This is a genomic window from Flagellimonas marinaquae (assembly GCF_023716465.1).
GTDB classification, from domain to species: domain Bacteria; phylum Bacteroidota; class Bacteroidia; order Flavobacteriales; family Flavobacteriaceae; genus Flagellimonas; species Flagellimonas alginolytica.
In genome coordinates this window covers 1521834-1547648 of sequence record NZ_CP092415.1, presented here as the reverse complement: position 1 = coordinate 1547648, position 25815 = coordinate 1521834, and the positions used below count along the sequence as shown (strand labels likewise).

The following is a 25815-nucleotide window of genomic DNA, read 5'->3' as shown; positions in this document are numbered from 1 at the left end:
CTTATGAAAGTATCACTACTCAGGTGGGGCATAACTACTTGTTTACTCCTGTTTGCATACGCGGGATTTTCACAAGTAAAAAACGATTTCGATGTTCGTTACGCAAACGAAATTAGGGGAGACCTTACGTTTATTGCCAATAATATAGTAAACCGGGACTCCAACAATAGAGATCCGGAAGATCCATACAATAGCACTGGTTCAAGCTCCAGTTACAACGATGACCTCAACATGCAATATATTGATGTTGATGGCGACCCTAGTACCTTTAGCTCAAGTAGTGCAACTTTGGCAGTACCAGATTCGGATTGTTCAAGAATTAGATATGCGGGACTATATTGGTCTGCCGTTTATAGAGATAACAACCGCCAGACAGATTTTGACGAAATCAAGTTTAGGGTGCCAGGTGCCGGCTACGTAGATCTAACTGCCGATGAAATTCTTTTTGATGGTAATGGAGATTCCGATTTTGGCAGCTACGCTCCATATGCCTGCTATAAAGATGTAACATCTATATTAACGGGCTTGACCAATCCAGATGGAGAATATACCGTGGCCAATGTACGGGCCAGTTCGGGAGATAACGTTACTGGAGGCGTTTCCGGAGGTTGGTCTTTAGTGATCGTTTATGAAAACCCGACCTATCCAGGAAAATACATCACTACTTTTGACGGATATGCCGGTATTAAATCCGGAGAAACAGTAGATATTCCCTTTAGCGGATTTACCACTTTGCCAGCACCTTTCCCGGTAAACGCAAAACTTGGTGTAGCCGCCTTGGAAGGAGATAACCGTATTACCGGGGATCGACTGTCCATTAGAGCAGATAGCAATGGGTCTTTCACCACATTGTCCAACACGGCAAATCCATCCAATAACTTTTTTAATAGTAATATTACCAACGAAGGGGTAATTCAAACCAATCGTAACCCTAATAGTATCAACACCTTGGGTTGGGACGTAGATCTGTTCACCATTCCAAACCCAAGCCGGTCCGTAATACCCAACGGAGAAACAGGGGCAACATTAAGAGCTTCGTCTTCACAGGATAAATACGATATTTTCTTCACCTCCTTGGATGTGGAGATCATTGAACCATCTATCAACTTGGCCAAAACTGTCGAGGATATAGGTGGTAACGATATTACTGGACAAGGTGTGCACCTAGGTCAATATCTGGATTATGTGCTTACTTTCCAAAACGTAGGAAACGACGATGCCACAAATTATACCATAAGGGACGTTCTTCCCATAAATGTGACCTTGGACGAATCCAGTATAACCATGCCCTCTGGGGTAACCTATACCTTCGATCCTGCAACCAGAACCATAGTTTTTACCATTCCCGATGATATTGTTGAGGAAGGAGATCCACCAGCAGTTATCCGTATGCGGGTACAAGTGGCCGAAAACTGTTTCGACTTTATCGATGCCTGTACGGATATCATTCAAAATTTGGCATATTCCACTTATCAGGGTGTTTTGAACTCAAACCAAATTACCGACGACCCCAGTGTTTACGATTTTGATGGTTGTGGATTTGGTTCTCCTGGTGCCACAAATTTCTTGTTGGACGACCTTAGCGCGTGTAACTTTAGTAGGACCGTACAACTCTGTGGTGAGGATGTATTGTTGAACGCGGGAGATAACTTTGACAACTACATTTGGTACCGCGACGAAAACGGTAACAATCAAATTGATATAGGAATCGATACGGTTATTACCGATGCCGATTCAGATACGGATCCCAGCACCATGTTGGTTACAGAAGTTGGCACTTATATTGTGGACAAGCAAGTGGCCGACCCATGTAAAGACTTTCAAGAAATAATTACCGTAGAATTGTTTGGTTCGGTTCAATCCAACCCAATTACAGCCTTGATCAACGACCCATCGAACAGCATAGATGGTGATATTGAAATATGCCCCAACGACGGTAGTGAACTGCCCGAAATTTTCTTGTGTGGACTTAACGATACAGAACTTCTACAGATTAACATTCCCGATGCTACACGAATCGATTGGGAACAACTGGACGAATCTAGCTGTGGAGACCCCGTAGATGGTTGTGCTAACACAAATACCGGTTGTACGTGGAATGTGGTTCATACCGGAAACGATTTCTTGGCTTCGGACACTGGCCAATATAGATTGGTAATCTATTATGAGGATGGATGCTTCAGTAGGTTCTATTTCAATATTTACAAGAACCCCTTGGATCCGAGATACACCAGCAGCGATATTATATGTGATACCGATGGAAACATCACCGTTACCAATGTCCCTTTGACTTATGAGTTCCAATTGGTGAACCAGACCACAGGAACGATTATAGCTCCTTACCAATCCAGCCCCAGCTTTGATGTTGACACCAACGGTGCCTACATGGTGGAAATAAGACAACAAGGAGTAACCGATGGTTGTATTTTTGTGTTGGACAATATCGGTATTCTGGATAGGGATTTCCAGGTAGATGTTGTTCCCCAAGACACCGATTGTAACGGGTTGGGAGAAATTGCCATCTCCGTTCTCAATGTTGAGGCGCAATATTACTACGAAATTTCAAGTGGAGGCACCGTGGTGGATACCCACGGACCAACCAACGATAACAATTACACTTTTGAAAATCTGAACGATGGTGTTTACGACGTAACCGTAACCACAGATGATGGTTGCGACTATACCGAACAAGTTACCATTAACGATGTAACCGATTTGGCAGTAAACGCTTTGACCACAAAAAACATAGATTGTACCGATGGTATTATCTCTGTGACCGGATCGGGCGGATTCCCAAACCCTGATTATTACTACGCTATTTGGAGCTACAACGGCACAGACCTATACACCGATATTGGTGATATTCCTCCCGGCGCTTACCAGACCAGTACCGATTTTACCTTTACCAACGGAGAGGAAGGAACGTACGAGTTCGTGGTCGTGGACGGAAATAGCTGTTATGCCATTTCCAATAGCGCTGTGATTTCAGTTTCTCCTGCGGTGGAATATACCACTAGCGTGGTTGACGAAACTTGTTTCGGGGCAGACGATGGTTCATTTAACGTAAATGTGACCAACTCCAACGGATATAGTCTTTCTTATACGTTGACTTATCCCGATACCTCGACCACATCCAACACCTCCGGTTCTTTCACAAACTTACCTCAAGGAAATTATTCTCTGACCATAACCCAAACACAGGGCGGCATATCCTGTGATTTTATTGAGACCTTTACGATAAGTGGTCCGGCATCAGGTGTAACTGCCGACGCAGTTTTGACACAAGACTACACTTGTCTGCAAAATGGAATTATTGAAGCACAAAACGTAATAGGAGGTGCCGCTCCTTACGAATACAGCATAGACGGGGTCAACTTTGTTGCTTCACCTACTTTTAACAATCTAACGGATGGAACCTATACCATTACCGTAAGAGACGATAGCGGGTGTACATTTGTTACCGATCCGGTAACCATAGACCCATTGGACCCCCCCACCGATATTGGTTTTACGGCAACCGACCCCCTTTGTCCGACTTTTGTTTCGGACGTAACCCTATCCGTTACAGGTGGAACGCCTAATTTGATCTATGAAATTATTTCCCCTGCCGTTAGTGCAGTAAACAACGGAAACAATGCAATCTTTGCAGGTCTGTCTCCAGGAACCTATATGTTCCGGGTAACCGATAACAATGGTTGTTTCTATGATGAAAGTTTTACCATTGACCCTGTAACGGAAATCGCAGTAACAGGTCAATTGCTGAACAACATTACCTGTTTTGGTGATTCAGATGGAGAAATAAGGTACAATGTATCCGACTTCAATACCGATTATGATTATTCCGTAACTGGTCCTGCAACATTTTCGGGAACCGCCGAAACCAATGGAACAATCACCCTTTCTGGATTGGCCGAAGGAACCTATACCATTACCGTTACCGATAACTTTACCAACTGTGCGGACACCGCAAGTGTTACCGTTGTAGCTCCGCCTGCAGCACTCAACGCTTCAGTTACTGTGGCACAACCCACCTGTGTGGCCAATGGTTCGGTAGATATTGTTGCGGCTGATGGATGGGGAAGTTATACTTACGAAATTACTGCTGGCCCAGCAGGATACGTACTGCCAACAGCACAAGCTAACGGCCTGTTCACCGGTTTAAATATTGGTGGCACCTATACCTACACCGTTACCGACGCCAATGGTTGTGTGTTTACGGACACTTTTACACTAACGGAAGCCATTGCACCGGTTTTGGATATTGTTCCGAACGATATTTGTTATGACGATGCCACGGGATTGACTTTAACGGCCAATGTTACATCTGGAGGAGATGGAAATTATGAATACAGCCTAAATGGAGGTCCGTTCGTGGCCATAAATATATTCACAGGCCTCGGTCCGGGAACCTATACCATTGATGTTAGGGATGGGAACGATTGTACCGATTCGGCATCAATCACCATTGATCCAGAACTTAGTGTAACGGCATCAGCGCCCAACATAACAGCCTGTGGAACAGATACGGATGTGACCGTAACAGCGGCCGGAGGAGATGGAAATTACGTATATGCCATTGTAAATAATGGGGCTACACCAACCGCTGGAGATTTCGCAGCTGCAAACCCCATTACTATTACTGGGGCAGGAGATTACGATGTGTACGTAAGAGATAACAATGGTGCCGCAGGATATTGCGAGGCCGTTTACGATATTACCATTCTTCAAGACGATCCATTGGCCTTAACCATTGCCAATACGGACATTCTTTGTAGTGGTGAAGCTCAAGCCCAAATTACCATAACTGCGACAGGTGGTGAAGCACCTTACACCTACAGCATTGACAATGGGGCCACCTATCAAACTTCCAACATTTTTGTAAATCAAGCAGCGGGTAGCTATAATATCAGGGTTCGCGATGCCAATAATTGCGAGGTGACCCAAATTTACTCCATTACAGAACCTTTGACCCTTTCGGCTTCTGCCGCGGTAACTGCCTTGGCAGAATGTTTCCCTGGAATGGGTGCTGAGGTGCGTATCACCAATGCCATTGGAGGTACAGCTCCTTACGAATACAGTTTTGATGGCGGTTCCAACTATGGGACAAGTTCCATTGGATATCTATTGCCGGGGACACACACACTTTACATTAGAGATGCCAACTTGTGTACCTATCCAATGTCCGTAACCATTGATCCAGAACCAACACCTCCTACCGCAACCACAACCATTGATTACGAGTGTGATGGTGAAGGAACCATTACGGTAACACCAAGCAGCACCGATTTTGACTATACTTACGAAATTAATGGTACGCCTAACACACCGGATACCAATAATGTATTTCCAAACGTACCCGTGGGCAACCATACCATTACGGTAAATTACACCAGTAACATAGCCCCTTCACCCAGTATTCTTTTATCCGAAAATTTTGGGGTGGGACCAAATACAAGCATCACCGAAATTGACCCTGCTTACTGTTACGAACCGCAAGATGGCAGTGCCAGCGCATGTGCAGGTTTTGGTGCGGACACACATATTCAAGATGGTGAATATTCTGTAACTCAAAATATTGTAAACCCTTATCCTTCTTGGCAAAGTCCAAACGATCATACTGGAGTGGCGAATGGAAGGTTCTTGGCCATAAATGTGGGTGGAGTAGCCGGTGTTGGTGGAATCGTTTACCAAAAAACAGGAGTAGAAGTAGTACCCAACCGTGATATCACTGTTTCGCTATATGCGTTTAACCTATTGCGTAATGGAACCAGTGGTGGTGACCCAACTATTGAAATTCAGTTGGTAGATGGAGGCGGAACAGTTATTGCCAGTACAACCACAGGAAATATTCCAAAAAACACAGGTGCCAACGATTGGCACAATTATACCGTAAACCTTAACCCTGGGGCAAACTCCAATCTGGATATCGTTATTAGAACCAACTCTGCGGTAATCAATGGAAACGATATAGCCATTGACGACATCGAAGCATACCAAATACCCGAGGTTTGTACCGATTCCTTAACCTTGAATGTAACAGTTGAAGATGGCCATGCCTTTGATGGTGCCATTACTTCCTTTTCCAATATTTCCTGTAATGGTGCTGCGGACGGAACTATCGTTTTTGAAGCTGAAAACTTTGATCCAGCAATCGGATTTACGTATCAAGTGGATGGCGGTGCTGTATCGGCCGCCCAATTTGCCAGTCCTATAACTGTTTCCGGACTCGCAGCAGGCGCACATACCATCAACATAGTTGATCTACGGGACCCTGCCTGTTCAGTGGTGTTGAACCAAACCTTGACACAGCCCGATATTCTGGATGTAACCGCAACAATAACCAATGTACTGACCTGTACCAACGGAGGTGCAACCATCACGGCCACGGCCACCGATGGAACACCTGCTTATCAATATCAGCTAGAAGATGATCTGGGAGGTATAATCACAACTTTCCAAACTTCCAATGTGTTTACCGGACTTGCCGCAGGGGATTATGTGATCCGTGCAAGGGATATTAATTTATGTGAGGACACGACCAATATAACAATTGATCCTCCGGCAACCATCGCTTTTAATCTAACACCTACACTTTGTTATAGTGGAAATAATGATGGAAGTATTCAAGTAAATGTTACCGATGGAAACGATACCTATCAATTTAGTTTGAATGGCGGTGCTTGGATGACGCCCACACCAACCGACGGTACAACATACCTTTTTGAAAACTTAACGGCAGGAACCTATACCATAGACGTACGAGATGCATTTGGATGTACAGCCACGGATACTGCAACCATTAATCCAGCATTGACCGCTTCAGCATCGTTGAACAGTGATTTGACCTGTTTGGCCGATGCCAGCATAACCATTAATGCAACTGGTGGTTCCGGTAGCTATTCCTACGAATGGTCCAACGATGGAGGAACCAATTATTTTGCAACCGGGTTCACTGGAAACGTATTCACTACAAATACCGATGGAACCTATCAGTTCCGTGTTACCGATACAGCTACTTGTACCACAGTAACAAATAGTGTTATAGTAACTCCGGCAACCCAACCTGTAATCAGCAATGTTATCCCAACAGATATCTTATGTTTTGGTGATAGTACCGGGTCTCTGAACGTTGTAATCGATACCTCGGTTGGCGTTCCGCCATACACCATTAATGTAGTAGAAACAAGTGGGCCTACCAACTATGGAACTCAGACCACAGGTTTGCCAGCAGGGTCTTATGAAGTAACCATAACCGATGATAAAGGTTGTGTTTCCGATCCGTTCCCTGTGGTTATTTCTGAACCAACTCCTATTTTGCCAAATGTAACGCACACCAATCTTACATGTGTTGCATCGACCACCGAATTGGGAACCATAACCGTTGATGCTTCAGGAGGAACACCAGATTATATCTATCAGGTATACAACACTGATTTCAGTGTAAACCTTACCTACGATACTTCTTTGGGAACCAATGATCATACCTTTACCGGTCTTGATTTTGGAGATTACACCGTACAAATTACTGATGCCAATGGATGTCAAAACATATCAACGGTTACCATTACAACAGGTCCGGATATATTGATAACCACGGCAGGGGCTTCGGGCTGTACGCCTGGTAGCGGTGAAATGACTGTTGAGGCTCAAGCTTCCAATGGAACTTTGGGTGTAGGAACATTCTATTTTGCCATCTATCCTGCTCCGGCTTTCAATGCGGCCGATCCTGCATGGTTCCCGGAAGATCCGCTACCAGCACCGGACAACACCCACTTGTTCACAGGTCTTACCCCCGGTGTAACTTATACTTTTATTGTTTTTGATACGGATACCAATTGTGAATATATTCAGGAAGCAACCGTTCCTGTGGCTACCAACTCTACTTTGGTATCAACTATAGATGCTTCAACCGATATAACTTGTACAGGAGCTGCCGATGGCACAGTAGATTTTACCATATCCGGTTATGGTGGAAATAATGTGAATTACGAGATTTTCTACACCAATACCCATACTACCACAGGTATATCGGATACAATATCGGGTGCAATCGGAGGCCCAGAAAGCGATACAGCAACAGGTTTGAGCCCCGGAGAATACTACATTCTTTTCGAAGAGGCCGATGGACCTAACGCTGGTTGTGTAATTGCTTCTGATGAATTCCTTATTGAACAAGCGCCTACTTTGCTAGATGTTACAGCTAGTTCACCAACTAACGACAACTGTAATCCAAATGCAGGTGTTATCACCGCATCGGCCCAATTTGGTCTTGCTCCATACGAGTATCTGTATTTATTGGATACCGACCCCGCTCCTACAGCTGCTACCGCTGGATGGACAAGCAGTAACACGGCCAATGTAGAAGCTGGTGATTACATTGTGTATGTAAAAGATGCGAACGATTGTATACAAAGTGATCCCGTTACCGTTCTACTCGATCCAAGCCCGGATATTTCTCTGGCCATAATAGATGAATGTGTGGACGAAGGACTATTCCAGGTTATGGTTACGTTGGACAACCCAGCAGTGGCCATGGCACCGTTCCAAATTAGTATTAATGGTGGCGCATTCCAAAACTTTACATTCAATGGAAGCAATCAATATTTAATATCCAACCTATCTTCAAGTACAGGTCAATCAATAACTGTTCGAGACCTGAACGGATGTGCCGAAACAGAAACTTTTGATATTCATCCACCTTTGGAGTTTACGGTTACACAAACAGTAGCATTGGATTGTGAAATTGGTGCTGCCGGTAATGCTGAACTATTGATCGATGTAATCTCGGGATCTGGAAACTATGAGTATATGATCGATGGACCAGGCACCAATGATGTAGCAAGAGGTGTTCTTACATTGAATGCTTTCAATCAATTTACTTGGACAGGCGCAGCAGTTGCCGGTAGTTATGATGTGATTGTGTACGACATGGGTACAGCACCACCGAACTGTCCTAAAACCATAACCATAGAAGTTCCAGATGCACCTATTCCAGATTTTACAGAAACCCATGTAGATGTAACCTGTTTTGGTGGAAACGATGGTAGCATTACCCTAACAGCTGTGGACAATGGTATACTTCCATTGACATATACCCTAACACCCATGCCTGTTGGCGCTGTATTAAATGGAAATACTTTTGAAAATTTACCTGCAGGAACATACGATGTACGAGCAATTGGTGCAAATAACTGTCCCTTTGATATTACAGGGATCGTTATTTCCCAGCCAGATGCCATAACCAATGTAAACGCATCAGTAGTTGAATTCGGTTGTAGTGTTGGCAACAACATGAACAACGCGACCATAACCGTGGACACTGCTTCTATAATAGGGGGTAGTGGAAACTATGTTATCTATGAATTTATCAACGATGCGGGATCTGTAGTGGTTCAATCGGGTAACAACCCTGTGTATACCGAAACCGATATCAACGGTGGCAACTACACCATCAATGTATATGATAGTAATGGTTGTATAGGCACAACCACAGCTAGCATTGCACCGTTTGATAGCTTGGACAACGCGATTATTACGGTTGATGCAGTTGCTACTTGTGCCACTGGCGAGGATATTACCATTACCGCAGTAGGATCTATCACTAATTCCAATACGCATCCGGCCAATTATGAATTTAGGGAATTGCCTTCTGGTATATTCCAGCCTACCGGAGTCTTTACAGGATTGAGTGTTGGAACACACAATTTTGAAGTTAGAAACACAGTAACAGGATGTGTTAGAACTGTTTCACACGAAGTGGCCGATCCAGAAGTTTTGGATTTGAATGTGGTAAGCACCACAGATATTACTTGCTTTGGAGACATTAATGGCGAAGTGGAACTGAACCTTGTTGACGCTTTCAGCACAACCTATGCAAGTGCTACAAGTTATACACTGTATTACGATTTCTTAAATACTCCGACCAATCTGGGAGACGATACCATTACAACAGGTACAGATACCGACGGAAGTTTTACCATCACAGGACTCGCTGCAGGAACATATTATATCGAAGTAACGGATACCAATCCTCCGGGAGCTGCATGTCTGTACAGCGAATCCTTCACTATTGCGGGTCCAGCTGCTGCCATTACCGGAGCCACGGTAGTAACCGATATTACCTGTTTGGGCAACGATGGTGCCATCCAGATTACCAATGTTGCCGGTGGATGGGGCGGATATTCCTACTATGTAGGTACTTCTTCTCCAACAGTGCTCGGTGACTATGTGGCCAGTCCAAACTTTACCGGACTCGTTGCTGGAACTTATGAAGCTTGGGTAATCGATTCTAGTGGTTGTGAAGAATTGGTGGATACCGTAACCTTAACCGATCCTAATCCGATAACTGCCACATTGCAAATCAATGTGGAAAACTGTACCGATCTGCAAGGTGAAATCCAAGTGGTGGGAACAGCAGGTGGACAAGGAAGCAACTATACCTATCAACTAATTAAAGATGGAACAAATGTTGGTTCTCCACAAACAAATACCATATTCTCAGGTCTTGGAGCTGGTTCCTATGAAGTGTTGATCGCCGATCAGTGGTCCTGTACCACAACTGTTGGACCAGTAGTTCTTACAGATGCCATGACAGCCAATACAACTGTGGTTAAACCTATAGATTGTGATATTAGCGATCCAGGCGGACAAATTACTGTTAATGTTTCCGGTGGATCTACAAATTTAGAATTCGAAGTAGAATTCCCGGATGGTTCAACGCCACTTCCAACAAACACTACAGGAGTATTTACAGGTTTAACCATGCCCGGTGTGTATACTTTTACGGTAACAGATAATGATACTGCCACACCATGTACTTATGTAGTTACCCAAGAATTGGATGATAAAGTTGATCCGATCATCGATAATGTTATCATACAAGATGTGAGCTGTAATGGAGGTTCCGACGGAAGTTTGACCGTTGTACTCGATCCTGCTACCGTAGTTGATCCTGTATACACCTACGAACTTTATGAAATGTCGGATTTGGTGAATCCATACCGATTTGCTCAATCGAGTCCTGTTTTTGATAATCTGCCTGCAGGTAATTACCAAGCTAGGGTAATCTCTTCAAGAGCATGTGAAGACTCTTTTGATGTAACCGTGGGCGAACCGTCTGCATTAACAGCATCTGCCTCTGCGACAGATTTTGCTTGTAGCCCAAGTAATAGTGTAAACGAAGCCACTATAACTATTTCGGCCCTTGGAGGAACAGCACCCTATACCTATAGTTTTGAAGGAAACAGCTTCACTTCCGATGCTACTTTCAATGTTGTGGACAATACGACCGTACAAACCATCAACTATATTGTTAGGGATGCCAATGGATGTGAATATCCGGATAGTATAACTGTTCAACCTCTGAACACATTTACCCTAAACTTAAATCAAGATATTGCCATTTCTTGTGTTGATCCAGAAACTGTGACCTTAACAGTTACTGAATTCATCGGTGGCGACACCTATACTTTTGAATTGTTGCCTGTTGGAAATCCTTATGGAGCAATCACAACCTCAACAGGAACAACAGCAACATTTGAGTTAACAGAACCTGGAAGCTATACATTCAGGGCTACCAATGATACTACCGGTTGCTATGTGGAGACTACACACAACATAGCTCCATACGATACCATTGACGTTGTGGCCACGGCAACATCGCCTGCTATGTGTTTTGGTGATGCAGGAACTCTGGAAATTGATGTAACTGGTTACACTGGCACTTACAATTATGAAGTATTCAATGCCGATGGTACAACAACTGGTATATCGGGAAGTGGTAATACAACCACGAATCCAATGTCCATAACCGATCCATTATTGGTAGGTGGAAACTACTTTGTGCGTGTAACCGAAACCGGGTATCCGGAATGTATTGAAGATTCCAATACCATTACCATAATATCGCCAAGTTCAGCATTGGATTATACACCACAAGAAGTGGCCAATGTAACCTGTACCAATGATCAAGGAGAAATATTGATAGCTCCTACAGGAGGTTATGCACCTTATAACATTGTATTGACCAACACTACTACAACACAGGTATATACCATAAACAATGTTGCAAGCCATGTGTTTACAGGTTTATCTGCAGGAAATTATACGGTAAGTGTTACGGACAATGGTGGATGTGTTGAAGATAGAACGATCACCCTAACGGAACCCATTCCGATTACTGCGGATATTGATGCTGCCCCAATAGATCTTTTGTGCTATGGCGACAATAGTGCTGCGGTTTGGGCTGATAATGTTTTAGGTGGCGAAGGTGTTTACCAATACCAATTAAATATTTATGATGCTACCGGAACAACCATCCAGTTCACCACTGGCGTACAAAGCAGTGATACATTTACAGGATTGGGTGCTGGAATATACAGCATAACCGTATCCGATGGCTGGAGCTGTGGTGTGGAAACCCCTCAAGTGACCATTACCGAACCAACAGAGGTTATGGCATCTTTGATCCAATTAAGTGGAATGACCTGTACCAACGATGCACAGATCCTATTGAGTGCGGCCGGTGGAACAGCCCCTTATTTCTATAGTACGGATGGCATAAGTTTTACGGCCATGAGCGGTGGAAACACTCATACGTTCGATGTAGCACCTGGAGTATACCAATACTATGTTCGAGATGCCAACGGTTGTGATGCTATGATATCCAACCAGGTAACCGTAGATGCTGTGCCAGACCTAATGCTCGAAATAGACGATTCTGCAGCCATCATCAATTGTATGGGCGAAGCTTCTGCGACCATTATTGCAAGCGCAACCGGTGGTTTGGGCAATTACAACTACGAATTGTTCAGTGATGCAGCTTTGACCCATCTAGTAAATGGGCCACAAACCAGTGGAACCTTTAGCGGACTAATGGCAGGAGATTATTATGTAAGAGTAACCAGCGTAGACTGTGTTGAGGTTTCACCTGTAATCACCATTGTTGATCCAGATCCTTTGGTTGTCGATAGGGAAGAATTTACCAATATCACTTGTTCTGGTATGGAGGACGGAACCATTACTGTTGAAGTTTCCGGAGGAACTGGTGAGATACTTTACGCCATTTCACCAAATCTAGATCAGTTCGATACCGAAAACACCTTTACAGATTTGGCACCAGGTATTTACGATGTAATTGCCCAGGATGAAAACGGATGCTTTATCACCTTCCAATTTGAACTTACACAACCAGAACCGGTAGTTGCCGAGACCATCAACATTATGGACGAGGTATGTTTTGAAAGCGGCGATGGATCCTTTGAAGTTCAAATCTCTGGTGGCACTGCTCCTTACCAAACCAGTTTAAACTCAACAGCAGATGAAAATTTTGTACAGGACCAGTTCTTGTTCCAAAATCTGACCGCTGGAACCCATGTAGTTTTTGTAAGGGATGCACAAGGTTGTGAAACCAATGTAATCGTTGAAATTGATCCTGGCGTAAATTTAGCGGCAACCGTTACACCAATGTACGAGTGTAGTGATATTGTTCCGGATAACTATTTGAATATTGCTTTTGAGGACGAATCCATTACCAACGACTTAATGTTCGCTTTGGATTCCACCGATCCGGCAGATATGCAATTAACGGCCGACTTTACCAATATGGCACCCGGCGATCATTACCTGACCGTAGCCCACGCCAATGGTTGTATGACGACTTATGACTTCACTATCGAAGCATTTGAACCATTGACATTAACCTTGGAGAATAACAACATCAACCAGATAACAGCAATAGCTGATGGTGGTGTAGAAGACTATACGTTCTATTTCAACGATATCGATAATGGAACCGAAAACACATTCTACATCAACAGAACGGATACCTACACTGTAACCGTTGTTGATCAAAATGGATGTGAGGCCACTGCGGAGATCTTTATGGAATTCATAGATGTTGAATTTCCGAACTTTTTCACCCCAGATGGCGACGGTCTCAACGATATATGGCTACCTGACAACATTGAAGGGTTCCCGGACGTACTAATTATAATTTATGATCGTTATGGTAGAGTAGTGGAAGAGATGACCCGAAACGTACAGGGATGGGATGGCAATTACGATGGAAAACCATTGCCTACCGGAGATTACTGGTACGTTGTTAAACTGGAAGGTCCATTGGACGACCGCGAGTTTGTAGGCCATTTTACACTATATCGACAATAACACTTAACCTGCTAACCCCATGCTTAAAAAAGTATATTCAACAATCCTATTGGTTTCCTTGTCACTTTGTGCCAAGGGACAGGAGTTGACCGTACCCCAATTATCTCAATACATAGCCGACAATCCCTTTTTAATGTCCCCTACCTATGCAGGTATCGGCGACCATATAAAAGTTCGTTTAAACGGCTTAACGCAATGGGTGGGCATAGAGGATGCCCCGGATACCCAAACACTGGCAGCCGATGCCAGAATTGGAAACAGATCGGGGGTAGGTATGCTGCTTTACAACGATAGCAACGGTTTTACAAGACAACGGGGTGCAAGGGTATCTTTCGCCCACCATTTGACCTTGGACCGTTATGACGATATCTTCCTCTCGTTCGGTCTGTCCTATAATTTTAACCAATTTAGGATAGATGTGGAACAGTTCGAGGAAAACAATGGTCAGTTGCCTACAGACGATAAAGCCACAACAAATCATAACTTTGATATTGGGTTTTTATATCGGTACGATAAATTTTTCTTTAGTGCAAATGCCGGAAACGTCCTCAATAAAGATCTATCCAATTTCAATACAGATATTATACGGATAGAACCCAATAAGCTTAGAAACTATTACCTGTATTCAGGATATAGTTTTTCCAAAAGTAAAAACAGTAAATTGGAAATAGAACCTTCCGTATTTTTTCAATGGTTTGAAAGTGATGGACGTTCGGTTACGGATTTAAATGCCAAATTCCGTTTTCGCGATTTTGAAGACTATTACTACGTAGGACTTACCTATCGCTTTTTGAACGACCAATTGGGAGAACCGCTTTATATTGCACCTTTGGCAGGTTTTAAAAAGAGTAACTTCTATTTTGGGTATTCCTATCAGGTAATTACCAACGAAATTTTGGGATATAGTACAGGTACGCACGTCCTCACCGTGGGTATGGATCTGTTCCAGGGAATCAGTAACTGTAGATGTATGTATTGATTTAACCGTTTTGTCCTATTTTTGCCCATTCTTAAATCACAGTTTTGGGAAAAATAAGATTAAAAAACGTTAGAATACATTCCAACCACGGTTGTTTAAAAGAAGAAATGTTGATCGGAAGCGATTACCGTGTAGATTTGGAGGTAACCTCCGACCTTTCCAAACCGGCAGATTCCGATATATTGACCGAAACCGTGGATTACGTTCACCTCAACAATATTATAAAAGATGAAATGTTGGTGCGTTCCAACCTTTTGGAACACGTTGCCAAACGTATTATAGACCGTATCTTTTTGGAATTGCCACAAGTAACCCAGGTAGAAGTGGAAGTAGCTAAAATTAATCCCCCAATAGGTGGAGATGTGGAAAGCGTGGCCGTTATTTTAAACTCTCAAAGACAATAATAATCGTTTGGGTAAGCTAAAAAAAATAGTACATTTGCACTCTTAATCGGCATCGTGGCCGAGTGGCTAGGCAGAGCTCTGCAAAAGCTTGTACAGCGGTTCGAATCCGCTCGATGCCTCAAAACCCAGTACTTTGTGCTGGGTTTTTTTTAACTGATCTTTTCTATTCCTTCTTTAATATCGAATTTTTCTTTGGGCAGGAATCCTTTGCTGATCAAAACAATGCCACAAATGATCAAAACAATACCTAATCCTTTTTTTATGACTACAATACGGTCTTGGGTCAAATAACGCTTTAACTGTTTGGCCAATATAATTTTTATAAGATCGGTCGCGAAATACACTAAGATCACCGTACTAAAAAATACCAACATTCGATTTGGATTGTTCTCTAAACTTGGTCCTACAACAATAATTAAACCGAGCCAAAATGCTAGAACACCGATATTGATGAAATTCAATAAAAATCCTTTTACAATTAACCCCAAATAGGTACCCTTGGAAGCTTTTACATTAGATTTTTTCTTGGCTTTTTTAACGAACAGATAAATTCCGTACACCAAAAGAATCATTCCTCCAAATACGAACAGTCCCGGCTCGTTACTTAGGTTTTCCAACAATTGGAAACTACTGAAGTAGGCAATGATTAAAAAAACAATATCCGCAACTATAACCCCAATATCCAGACTTACTCCCGCTCTAAAACCTTTTGTGGCACTGGTTTCCAATAAAACAAAGAAAACGGGACCGATCATAAAGCTGAGCAAAAATCCTAAGGGAATCGCTGCTTGGATATCGTCAATCATTATTATTTGATTCTTTTTATTTTACCACCGAAAAGGGTGTGTTCATCCATTTTTTTTGGATTTCCGTACACTAGTACTTCGCCTCCGGCCTTTACATTGGCCTTTACGTAATCCGATGCATAAATTTCGGCATTTCCGCCCGCATTTACGTTTATTGTGGTAAATTTTGTCTTAAACGATTTTCCTTGATAGGATCCACCTGTGTTGATGATCACATCTTGTGTGTTGGAAAATCCTCCAACAATGATCTCTCCCCCGGATATGGATTTGATCAACAATTGGTCCACTTCGCAATTAATTTCCAATTCACCGCCTTCTTGAGCTTTAAGTTCCAATACATCTTGGATATAAGTATCATCGGACGAAATTCTCGCATCCTCGTTAACATCTATTACCACCAATTCCTCGGAGTGGTAGAGATCTACATAAGTTCTATAACCACTAAAGATCTTTACGATTTCCATCCTAATTTTAAGTACACCATTATTATTGACTATGGCGACATTCTTGGTATTGGCACCTGTAATCACCGCTTTGTTTTCGTTGGATCTTATCAAGTTGATGGAAATTCCATCGAACCCCTTTACTTCAGTGAACTTTTGTAGGTCTTGGGTTATGGTGGCGTCCTGAGCTTCAATAAATTGAAAGGACAGAAATATAATAACAATCGCAAATAATCTCATGTTATAAAAATTTGGTTATCAATAGAATAACAAATTCTGTTCCAAAATAGTATTATTTCTTTTTGCCTAACAACGAAAAATCCAAATGCCGTTTTACAAGATCGGTACTCTTCACCATCACATATACCTCATCTCCCAATTGGTACATTCGTTTGGTCCTTTCTCCGATTATGGCATATTGGCGTTCATCAAAAACATAATAATCATCTTTAATGTCCCGGATACGGATCATACCCTCACATTTATTTTCAATTATTTCCACATATATGCCCCATTCGGTAACCCCGGAAATTACACCCAAGAACTCTTGATCCTTGTGGTTTTCCATAAATTTTATCTGCATGTATTTTATGGAATCCCTTTCCGCATTGGCGGCCAACAGCTCCATGTCGGAAGAGTGTTTACATTTTTCTTCGTACAAAGTGGCATTTGGGGCCTTTTCCTTATCGAGATAATGCTGTAGCAATCTATGTACCATTACATCGGGATATCTTCGAATGGGAGAGGTAAAATGTGTGTAGTAATCGAACCCTAATCCGTAGTGCCCTATGTTTTCCGTAGTATAGATAGCCTTGCTCATACTGCGAATCGCCAAGGTATCCACTAAATTTTGTTCTTTTTGGCCTTTTACATCCTCCAACAACTTATTCAAGGATTGGTTAATGGACTTGCTGTCCTTAAGATTAATGCTATGTCCAAATCTGGAAATTACACCGTTAAGGGCCAATAATTTATCCTCGTCCGGCTTGTCGTGCACACGGTAAACAAATGTTTTTTTCTGCTTACCTATATACTCCGCCACCTTTCTATTGGCGAGCAACATAAACTCTTCTATTAGTTTGTTGGCATCTTTGGCTTCCTTAAAATATACACCTACGGGTTCGTTGTCCTTGGAAAGATGGAATTTCACTTCGATCTTATCAAACGAGATCGCTCCGGCATCCATACGGGCCTTGCGCATAATCTTGGCCAACCTATCAAATGTCAACACTGCATTTACAATATCTTGGGATACTGCATAGGCTTTTCCACGGATGGATATTTCCTTTGGAATTTGACTTTGTTCGGTTTCAATTATGTGCTGTGCCTCCTCGTAGGCAAATCTTTCATTGGAATTGATGGCGGTTCTTCCAAACCACTGATTTACCAATCGCGCATTGTTGTCCATTTCAAAAACTGCGGAGAAAGTATATTTTTCCTCGTTGGGCCGTAAGGAACATGCTTGGTTGGACAAGACTTCCGGCAACATGGGTACAACGCGATCCACCAAATACACCGAAGTGGCCCTATTGTACGCTTCTTCTTCCAAAATTGAATCGGGCCTAACATAGTGGGAAACATCGGCAATGTGGATACCTATTTCATAGTTCCCGTTTTCCAACTGTTGAAAAGAGAGTGCATCGTCAAAATCTTTTGCATCCTTGGGATCAATGGTAAAGGTCAACACATCTCGCATATCCCTTCGATTGGCAATTTCGGATTCTTTAATACTGGTATCCAAAGTTTTGGCATACTGTTCCACTTCGTACGGAAACTCATTGGGAAGGCCATATTCCGCTAAAATGGCATGAATCTCGGTATGGTGTTCCCCAGGTCTTCCTAACACTTCTATAATTTCACCGTAGGGAGAATCCGCATCTTTGGGCCAGTCTCCCAAAAGAACCAATACTTTATCACCATCGTTGGCATTTTTCAATTTTTCCGGTGGAATAAATATATCGGTGTACATTCTGGAATCCGTAGGACGAACAAAAGCAAATCTTTTTTGTTTGTCCACAATGCCAACATAAGATGTTTTTTTCCTTTCGAGTATCTTGGAAATTTCACCTTCCATTTTCTTACTCTTCTTCCGTGGCCTTATAAATACTTCGACCGTATCACCATGGAAAGCTCCGTTCAAATTATTGTTCTGAACAAATACATCGTCCTCCAATTCTTCTACGATAATATATGCATTGCCACTGGTAGTAAGATCTACCCTACCTGTAAAATAGGTATGCAAAGAAGGTTTCATTTGAAATTTGCCCCTTTCCACCTCAACAATACGATCACTGGCCCTTAACTGACCTAATCGTTTGATCAACAGGTTTCTATCTTGTGTATCCGAAATACCCAATTTAGAAGCTATTTGCTTGTAATTAAAGGTTTTGGACGGTTCTTTTTCCAGGATGGTAAAAATGCCCTTGGTTATCTCGTTCTTCCGCTGGCTACTTGCTCTCTTCTTTTTCTTTGACATTAACGTCCTTATTTTTTTGAAAAATACAAATTATAATCCGTGACCAACAAGGAAAGAAAAAGTAATCACAAACAAATCTGCTTTTATCAACAATTATCAATATTATATTTTTTCTTCTTTTTTAAATTTTATAAAAATGATGATTATGATAGATTGTTGAAATGTGGAATAAAATTTTTAGAAAAAAGTTGCTTTGAACAGTCAAAATATTTTGTTCACAATTTGTCAGCGTACAAGAAATTTAAGAATCAGGCTTTTATATTTTTTATTCACGGTTTTTAATAACCGTTGTCAACATCAATTTATTGAAAAGTTAATGTGTTTTTAATGTTAATTACCTAACATAAATGTTTCATATTCGTTGATTAATTTTAATGAAATCTATAGTCAAGGTTAAATAATTATTACTACTGATATATTTTATTAGAAATCAAAATTTCGTTACCATATTTTTTCTTAAAAGAATTAACAAAATATAGATGTTGTTAAGTGTTTGTTTTTTAACTAAATGCAAAAAGCTTCCCATTTTTATAAACAGCATCCCATTAAAAGATATCGTACCTTTGTTTAGCATCTATTTTAATACAAAAACATGAAAATTGCGATAGGAAACGACCACGCCGGAACCGATTATAAATTGGCCATTATTGGCCTATTAAAATCCAAGGGTATAGAAGTTGTCAATTATGGTACCGATGGTACGGATAGTGTGGATTATCCGGATTTTACCCACCCTGTAGCCACCGATGTGGCCAATGGTAATGTAGATATGGGTATTGTTCTCTGTGGTAGTGGCAATGGTGCTACCATGACGATTAACAAACACCAGAACGTAAGGGGAGCATTATGTTGGAACAAGGAGATCACACAGTTGGCAAGGGAACACAACGATGCCAATATCTTGAGCTTACCGGCACGTTTTATATCTCTACCGCAGGCCTTGGAAATGGTTGATACTTTTTTAAACACCAAATTCGATGGGGGCAGGCACGAACGCAGGATAGAAAAAATACCATGTAGATAAGTGATATGGGCCATCACCACCATCACCATTCACATGACCATTCCGATTTAAAAGGAAGAAATCTGCTTATTTCCATATTCCTTAATATTGGAATAACGGTGGCACAAGTTATAGGGGGTTTGCTCTCCGGTAGTTTGGCTTTGCTGTCGGACGCACTCCATAATTTTAGCGATGTACTTTCGCTGATCATAAGTTTTGTTGCTCAAAGGTTGGGCAAAAAACAAGCATGTAGAAAAAAAACGTTCGGATATAAGCGAGCAGAGATTTTGGCCGCATTTGTAAACGCGGCAACCTTAGTGGTTGTGGCCATAATTTTAATGAAAGAAGCCGTTGAAAGGTTGTTAAATCCCCAACAAATTGAATCCAATCTGGTAATTTGGTTGGCATTGATAGCTATTATGTTCAATGGATTCAGTGTTCTTCTCCTAAAAAAGGACTCTGACCATAACATGAACATGAAATCTGCCTATTTGCATTTGCTCACGGATATGATGGCCTCCGTGGCAGTTTTGGTAGGCGGTATATTAATGAAGTATTTTGAAATTTATTGGGTAGATGCCGTATTGACCATGATCATTGGAATCTACCTTATTTATATGGGATACGATCTATTGAAGGAATCCACAAAAGTGTTAATGCTTTTTACCCCAAAATCGGTCGTGATTCAGGACATTGTGGAATCCATTTGTACTATAGACCCAGTTAAAAATGTGCACCATGTCCATATTTGGCAACTCAATGAAGAAGAAGTTCATATGGAAGCACATATCGATTTTAAAGAAGATATTCGCCTATCGGAGTTCGATGAAATTTTGGAAAAGATAGAAGAGCACGTATACCATAAACATGGAATTAACCATGTGAATATACAACCAGAGTTTGATAAGTGCGATTCCAAAAGCATAATAGTCCAGGACTAATGGAAGTGGCCATAAAAACGTTCGATCAGCTCACTACAGAAGAGCTCTACCAAATTTTACGTCTCCGCAGCGAAGTTTTTGTAGTGGAACAGGATTGTGTGTACCAAGATGTGGACAACAAAGATCAAAAGGCCCTTCATATTATAGGCACAAAAAATGGTGAAATAGTTGCCTACACGCGTATTTTTAAACCAGGGGATTATTTTAACAATGTAAGTATCGGTAGGGTAGTGGTAAGCCAAGATCAACGTAAATATGGTCTTGGAAAACAGATTATGCAAGCCTCACTTGCTGCGATAGACCAAAGATTTCCGAATCAACCCATCGAAATTTCCGCACAATCCTATTTATTAAAATTTTATACCGAATTGGGATTTAAGGTCACTGGTGAAGAATATTTGGAAGATGGGATTCCACATCGGAGAATGTTGAAGGAGTAATTTTATACTGTTTTGCCACAGGGATGCTGAGCGAAGTCGAAGTACGCTGTGATTTTATTGCCTTAAAAATGGATTTCTTTATAAATTGGAGTAACAAAACTGTTTAAACCAACCTTTTCGCTACACCAATTTTGATCAAATACTCTAATTTAAGGATAAGATTCACCGGCTTTTCTGCCTTGTTTTTGGTAGAAAAGAACAAATATCCTTTACTTTTTGGGTTTAGTTGTTCTAAATTCAATTTACCATGGACAATCGGGTTTTTGGAAATAATTTTTTCCAGTTGCTTTTGCGATAATTCAACTTCATCTAAGTGTTGAATTAATTTTTCCCGATTTACTATGGTGATGTTACATGAGGTAAAATGATCCTCTTCATCTGAATAGATACTGGTGATCAATGCATAAAAATGTGTTTTTTTTGCGGCATCGAAGAGCCAACCCTGTTTTTGGACTCCATTTTTCTGATAAAACAATTCAAAAGCAAAAGTGGGCAAGCTCTCGTTAATATAATCCAGTTGGGCTTTTTCATCAACATAAAACTGTTTTGAAGAACGTTTATCCTTTAGGATAACATCGATGCCCTGTAATTGTTTTTTAAGCTGGGAAATCCGCTCAAAACTATAATGCTTCAAGTGTTCTTGGTAATACGAGTCTAATAATGGGGTTAATTTTTGTTCTTTTTTTAGATCAGCTTTGAATTTGCTTTTCAACTTCGTTTATTTTCCGGAACAGGGAAGCACCTATCTTTTCCACAATCCCGACCACCAGGGCGTTGCCCATAAAAAAGGCGCGTTTGGTATCGGAAATACCCTCCAATTTTGTGTGATTGTCCGGAAACATGTTCAACCGTTCCAATTCAACTGGTAAAAGTCTTCGTGGTCCCTTGGAGGTTTGGATCACGTGTTTAAACCGGGATGGGGATTTACCGCCCTCACCGGTTATAATAGTTCTGGAAGGTTGATCAAGGGCATCGGGGAAAACCATACCGCCCTCGCTGTAATTGTATTCAAAACCTGCTTTGGTCTTGCGTATTTCTTTTTTGGAGCCTTTTAAATATTCCCACTTGGGCATATCGGACTCATTAATGTAATATTCTGGAGCAATGCAGTCATTTTCCAAAATGTCGGAAAGAACCGTTTTGGTTCCATCAAAATCGGGACTGGTTTTTATGGTTGTGACCTTACCGTTTAAGCAAATACCCGAGTTTAAGAACGGAGAAAGTTCTTTTTTACTGTTAAAAGTTTCGGATAAGGATACCAAATTTTCTTTTAAAACAAAAGAAACGGGTTTTGGCGTATTTTGGTCCACGGGAAAAGTCTCGGCAAATGTACCTTTTTCCAAAATCCATTTATTTGGCAGGGTTTTTCTTAGTTTGGAATGTAATGTGGTCCCTTTTAAATAGGCCAGAAAAAAAACGCGCCTTCGGCGCTGTGGCATCCCATAATCGGCCGCATTTATTACCCGCCATTCCACCGCATAGCCCAAATCCGATAGACTGCGCAGCATCACGGCAAAATCACGACCACGTTGAGTGGAAGGCGATTTTAACAAACGATCCACATTTTCTAAAAAAAGATATTTTGGTTTGTTCTTTTTTTCTGAAAGGATACGATGAATGGACCACCAAAGCACCCCTTTTTTACCTATAAGACCTTTGGAGTTTTTTAAAGATGTGGCCACGGAATAATCTTGGCAGGGAAATCCGCCCACTAGTATATCGTGGTCGGGAATATCTTTGGTAGGTACCGTTTCGATATTGGAATTCGAGTGATTTTCCTTTCCAAAACGGGCTTCGTAAACCAAGGATGCGTGCTGCATTTTAGTAGAGGGCTCCCATTGGTTGCTCCAGACCACTTGATAATGTCCTGTGTTTTCTAGTCCCAAACGAAACCCGCCCACACCGGCAAAAAGTTCACATACCTTTAGTTTTTGCATGCCCAAAAATAGGATTTATTCCTTTTTAATTAATTCTAATTTCATGAATGAAAAACAGTTTTATAAAATGAAAAGATGAACACCACCGAAAAAATAAAACTGACTATCATAAACAGGATATTGAGAAATCGATTGAACTCCAATGTTTCCAGATTTTCGGAAATTCGTGAAACTGATGGGTCGTATGGTAAATACATAATTTGGAGATGGTCAATTTCTTCTGAAGATTTTTTAAATATCGGATTAGAAAGGTAACCGCCACTATAATTATAACTCCTACGGTAAAAAAAGACCCTGCTCCATCGGATTCACTAAGTAGGAACGAACAAAATACAACAACCCAGCTAAAACATATTATTGCGATATAGAACAAATTCTTTTTTAGTAACCCCATCCAAATTCCCAATCCAGAAAAAAAGAAACAATAATAACCAAAAGGAATAATCTTGTTCATCTTCGAGTATTCCACCCGTAACCCCTGCAGTTGCCACGGTTACAGCTGCTATGGCCAAGAAGTTGGTGAACCACTTGGGATAATAATTTGCTTTTAAGAATCTTGGTAAAAACAAAAAACAGATGAGCGCTAGAGTATTTAAAAGAAATAGAAGGATAAATACCTCCGATTCTGACCAATTTTCCACCCCTTGTTTGGCATAAAGTACAAGTGTAATATTCAAAAGCGACACGTAGATCAACCATAATGTAGGGAAGTTGGATATAAACACCCAGATAGTGATAAAAATGGTCCAGGCAAGGAAAAAGTCGTAAGCATTTGCTCCTGTTTGATATATCTGCCCAAATACCGCATACATTACACCAACTAAAACAGCCGCACCCGTTAATATTGACTTTTTTATAAAAGCCTTCTGTTTTATAAATAATGCTAAAAATGTGAATATTAGTACAAGAGACTGAACAGCACCAAGCTTTAAAAACTTGTTTAAACTATCCCAGTTATAGGCAAAAAAGAAGATAATTCCTGCAACGGTAAACGAAATACCGAGCGTTAGAACAAGTAACTTTAAAAAACGCAGCCAAGCGTATTTGTTGGAATATACGTGATCAGACAAAGCTCTGTCCACACCCTGTTCGGACCAATTGCTGTGCAGCACCACAAGTTTAATATCGTTACGGTCTGGCTTATCCATTCCAACCTATTTTAATATGTAATATAACCAATACCACGAATAGGGAAGTTAAATTACAATTTTATAAAACCAATAAATTACATTGGCCGAGAAAATGAACATAGTCAATAAAAGAATAAAGGACAAGTATTTTGATATGCCCTTGGCCTCTAAGTTTTCCGCCAATTTGGATAAAGAAGGATTTTTTGGCAAATACATTACATCTATAGTTTGCATACCGTATAGTGAGCCAACTTCCAATTTCCCAACTATTTTTCTATCGGATCCTTTAATGATGTTTCCAGAACCATCTTTAAAAGAGTAGAAAAACTCCACTAAAGGATTATGGTTTACCAATGTTCCAGTATCTTTAAAAGAAGTTATTTCCGCCGAGACGGTTTGCCCATAATAGATTAGGTCCCATTTTGATGTTTCCGCACTTTTATTGGACAATAGACCTGTTGTGCGCAATAATTGATATGCAATAACAATTATTACCAACACGAAAACTCCAGAATACCAAATATCTGAATTGGCGAACACACGTTCATATTGGTTTGGTGAGGTAAAAACCTTGTTAATGGCTTCGCTCATCAAAAGATAACAACCTGTAACATAAACAATGAGTTTTATACTACAAATAAGCACAAAAGTGAACGATATACGACTTTCGTTCAATGATAAAAAAACAGGGTCTTTCGGTTTTTTCGCCAGATTAATACCAATAGGAATGGTCTTGTCCACCTCAAAGCGATTTAGGTAGGGCTTACTGTCCCACACTCTTATTTTTCTATGTATGGGATATCCAGAAAGATTGTTAAATAACAACAGGAGCTCCAACAATGGTTTTTTGCCCAATTTAAGGGTTGTAACAGATAAGATGGTAGCTTGCCTTTTTACAATAGAACCGTTCTTTTGATTTCTGTAAATACAGAAATACCTACAGAAACAATATTTCATTAAATGATAAAGCCAAAAAAGCAAGATTATGCCAACCAAGGCCAGGGTAAGTATTGTGTAGGTCATTTACAGTTTTTGGCTTAAGGTAGTATCTAAAAACCTACCCTGACCCAAACAATTGACGGTTGACCCT

At 41.1% G+C, this 25815-nt stretch carries 13 protein-coding genes and 1 tRNA gene; 7 read left to right on the top strand and 7 right to left on the bottom strand.

What is annotated here, in order from left to right:
- Positions 1-3: 3 nt before the first annotated feature.
- The 4 genes from MJO53_RS06945 to MJO53_RS06930 all read left to right on the top strand — a co-directional run bounded on the left by MJO53_RS06945 (position 4) and on the right by MJO53_RS06930 (position 15668).
- Entirely contained in the window at positions 4-14166 is a 14163-nt protein-coding gene (locus MJO53_RS06945) for a T9SS type B sorting domain-containing protein (RefSeq protein WP_252080997.1), read from the top strand.
- Positions 14167-14185: 19 nt separating this feature from the next.
- Entirely contained in the window at positions 14186-15145 is a 960-nt protein-coding gene (locus tag MJO53_RS06940) for a type IX secretion system membrane protein PorP/SprF (RefSeq protein WP_224835981.1), read from the top strand.
- 44 nt (positions 15146-15189) lie between these two features.
- A complete protein-coding gene (gene folB, locus MJO53_RS06935; protein WP_252080996.1) occupies positions 15190-15549 on the top strand; it encodes a dihydroneopterin aldolase in 360 nt (119 codons plus the stop codon).
- 48 nt (positions 15550-15597) lie between these two features.
- Positions 15598-15668: transfer RNA gene (locus MJO53_RS06930), tRNA-Cys, on the top strand.
- Positions 15669-15698: 30 nt separating this feature from the next.
- Here MJO53_RS06930 and MJO53_RS06925 read toward each other — a convergent pair.
- Genes MJO53_RS06925 through rnr form a run of 3 tightly spaced genes read right to left on the bottom strand, consistent with a single transcriptional unit; the run spans position 15699 to position 19274 of the window.
- Positions 15699-16355 (bottom strand): LysE family translocator, encoded by a 657-nt coding sequence (locus tag MJO53_RS06925; protein WP_252080995.1) that lies wholly within the window; start codon positions 16353-16355, stop codon positions 15699-15701.
- A gap of 2 nt (positions 16356-16357) precedes the next feature.
- Positions 16358-17038, bottom strand: a complete 681-nt coding sequence (locus MJO53_RS06920; protein WP_252080994.1) for a head GIN domain-containing protein — start codon at positions 17036-17038, stop codon at positions 16358-16360.
- A 52-nt stretch (positions 17039-17090) separates the two neighbouring features.
- Positions 17091-19274 (bottom strand): ribonuclease R, encoded by a 2184-nt coding sequence (gene rnr, locus MJO53_RS06915; protein ID WP_252080993.1) that lies wholly within the window; start codon positions 19272-19274, stop codon positions 17091-17093.
- Between the two features lie 592 nt (positions 19275-19866).
- On the opposite strand from rnr, the gene MJO53_RS06910 reads away from it, so the two are divergent.
- From MJO53_RS06910 to MJO53_RS06900, 3 genes are read left to right on the top strand one after another with little or no spacing between them, the layout of a single operon-like run.
- Positions 19867-20298: an RpiB/LacA/LacB family sugar-phosphate isomerase gene (locus MJO53_RS06910; protein WP_224835986.1), complete on the top strand. Its 432-nt coding sequence runs from the start codon at positions 19867-19869 to the stop codon at positions 20296-20298.
- A gap of 5 nt (positions 20299-20303) precedes the next feature.
- Complete coding sequence (locus tag MJO53_RS06905; protein WP_252080992.1) at positions 20304-21218, top strand: cation diffusion facilitator family transporter; 915 nt, start codon at positions 20304-20306, stop codon at positions 21216-21218.
- Complete coding sequence (locus MJO53_RS06900; protein ID WP_252080991.1) at positions 21218-21658, top strand: GNAT family N-acetyltransferase; 441 nt, start codon at positions 21218-21220, stop codon at positions 21656-21658. The genes MJO53_RS06905 and MJO53_RS06900 overlap by 1 nt, the downstream gene beginning before the upstream one ends.
- Positions 21659-21761: 103 nt before the next feature.
- Here MJO53_RS06900 and MJO53_RS06895 read toward each other — a convergent pair whose 3' ends face one another.
- The 4 genes from MJO53_RS06895 to MJO53_RS06880 all read right to left on the bottom strand — a co-directional run bounded on the left by MJO53_RS06895 (position 21762) and on the right by MJO53_RS06880 (position 25748).
- On the bottom strand, positions 21762-22370 hold the full coding sequence (locus tag MJO53_RS06895) for a hypothetical protein (protein WP_252080990.1): 609 nt from the start codon (positions 22368-22370) through the stop codon (positions 21762-21764).
- Positions 22348-23595, bottom strand: a complete 1248-nt coding sequence (dcm, locus tag MJO53_RS06890) for a DNA (cytosine-5-)-methyltransferase (protein ID WP_224835990.1) — start codon at positions 23593-23595, stop codon at positions 22348-22350. Before dcm ends, MJO53_RS06895 begins: the two co-directional genes overlap by 23 nt.
- A 344-nt stretch (positions 23596-23939) precedes the next feature.
- Complete coding sequence (locus MJO53_RS06885; RefSeq protein ID WP_252080989.1) at positions 23940-24743, bottom strand: DUF2157 domain-containing protein; 804 nt, start codon at positions 24741-24743, stop codon at positions 23940-23942.
- A gap of 48 nt (positions 24744-24791) precedes the next feature.
- Positions 24792-25748 (bottom strand): hypothetical protein, encoded by a 957-nt coding sequence (locus MJO53_RS06880; RefSeq protein WP_252080988.1) that lies wholly within the window; start codon positions 25746-25748, stop codon positions 24792-24794.
- Positions 25749-25815 lie beyond the last annotated feature (67 nt).

Excerpts from the sequence above, each read along its gene's own strand:
- MJO53_RS06940 (WP_224835981.1), top strand. The coding sequence starts at position 14,186 with ATGCTTAAAAAAGTATATTCAACAATCCTATTGGTTTCCTTGTCACTT.
- rnr (WP_252080993.1), bottom strand. The coding sequence starts at position 19,274 with ATGTCAAAGAAAAAGAAGAGAGCAAGTAGCCAGCGGAAGAACGAGATA.
- MJO53_RS06905 (WP_252080992.1), top strand. The coding sequence starts at position 20,304 with ATGGGCCATCACCACCATCACCATTCACATGACCATTCCGATTTAAAA.
- MJO53_RS06920 (WP_252080994.1), bottom strand. The coding sequence starts at position 17,038 with ATGAGATTATTTGCGATTGTTATTATATTTCTGTCCTTTCAATTTATT.
- MJO53_RS06900 (WP_252080991.1), top strand. The coding sequence starts at position 21,218 with ATGGAAGTGGCCATAAAAACGTTCGATCAGCTCACTACAGAAGAGCTC.
- MJO53_RS06885 (WP_252080989.1), bottom strand. The coding sequence starts at position 24,743 with ATGGATAAGCCAGACCGTAACGATATTAAACTTGTGGTGCTGCACAGC.
- MJO53_RS06925 (WP_252080995.1), bottom strand. The coding sequence starts at position 16,355 with ATGATTGACGATATCCAAGCAGCGATTCCCTTAGGATTTTTGCTCAGC.
- MJO53_RS06880 (WP_252080988.1), bottom strand. The coding sequence starts at position 25,748 with ATGACCTACACAATACTTACCCTGGCCTTGGTTGGCATAATCTTGCTT.
- dcm (WP_224835990.1), bottom strand. The coding sequence starts at position 23,595 with ATGCAAAAACTAAAGGTATGTGAACTTTTTGCCGGTGTGGGCGGGTTT.
- MJO53_RS06945 (WP_252080997.1), top strand. The coding sequence starts at position 4 with ATGAAAGTATCACTACTCAGGTGGGGCATAACTACTTGTTTACTCCTG.
- MJO53_RS06910 (WP_224835986.1), top strand. The coding sequence starts at position 19,867 with ATGAAAATTGCGATAGGAAACGACCACGCCGGAACCGATTATAAATTG.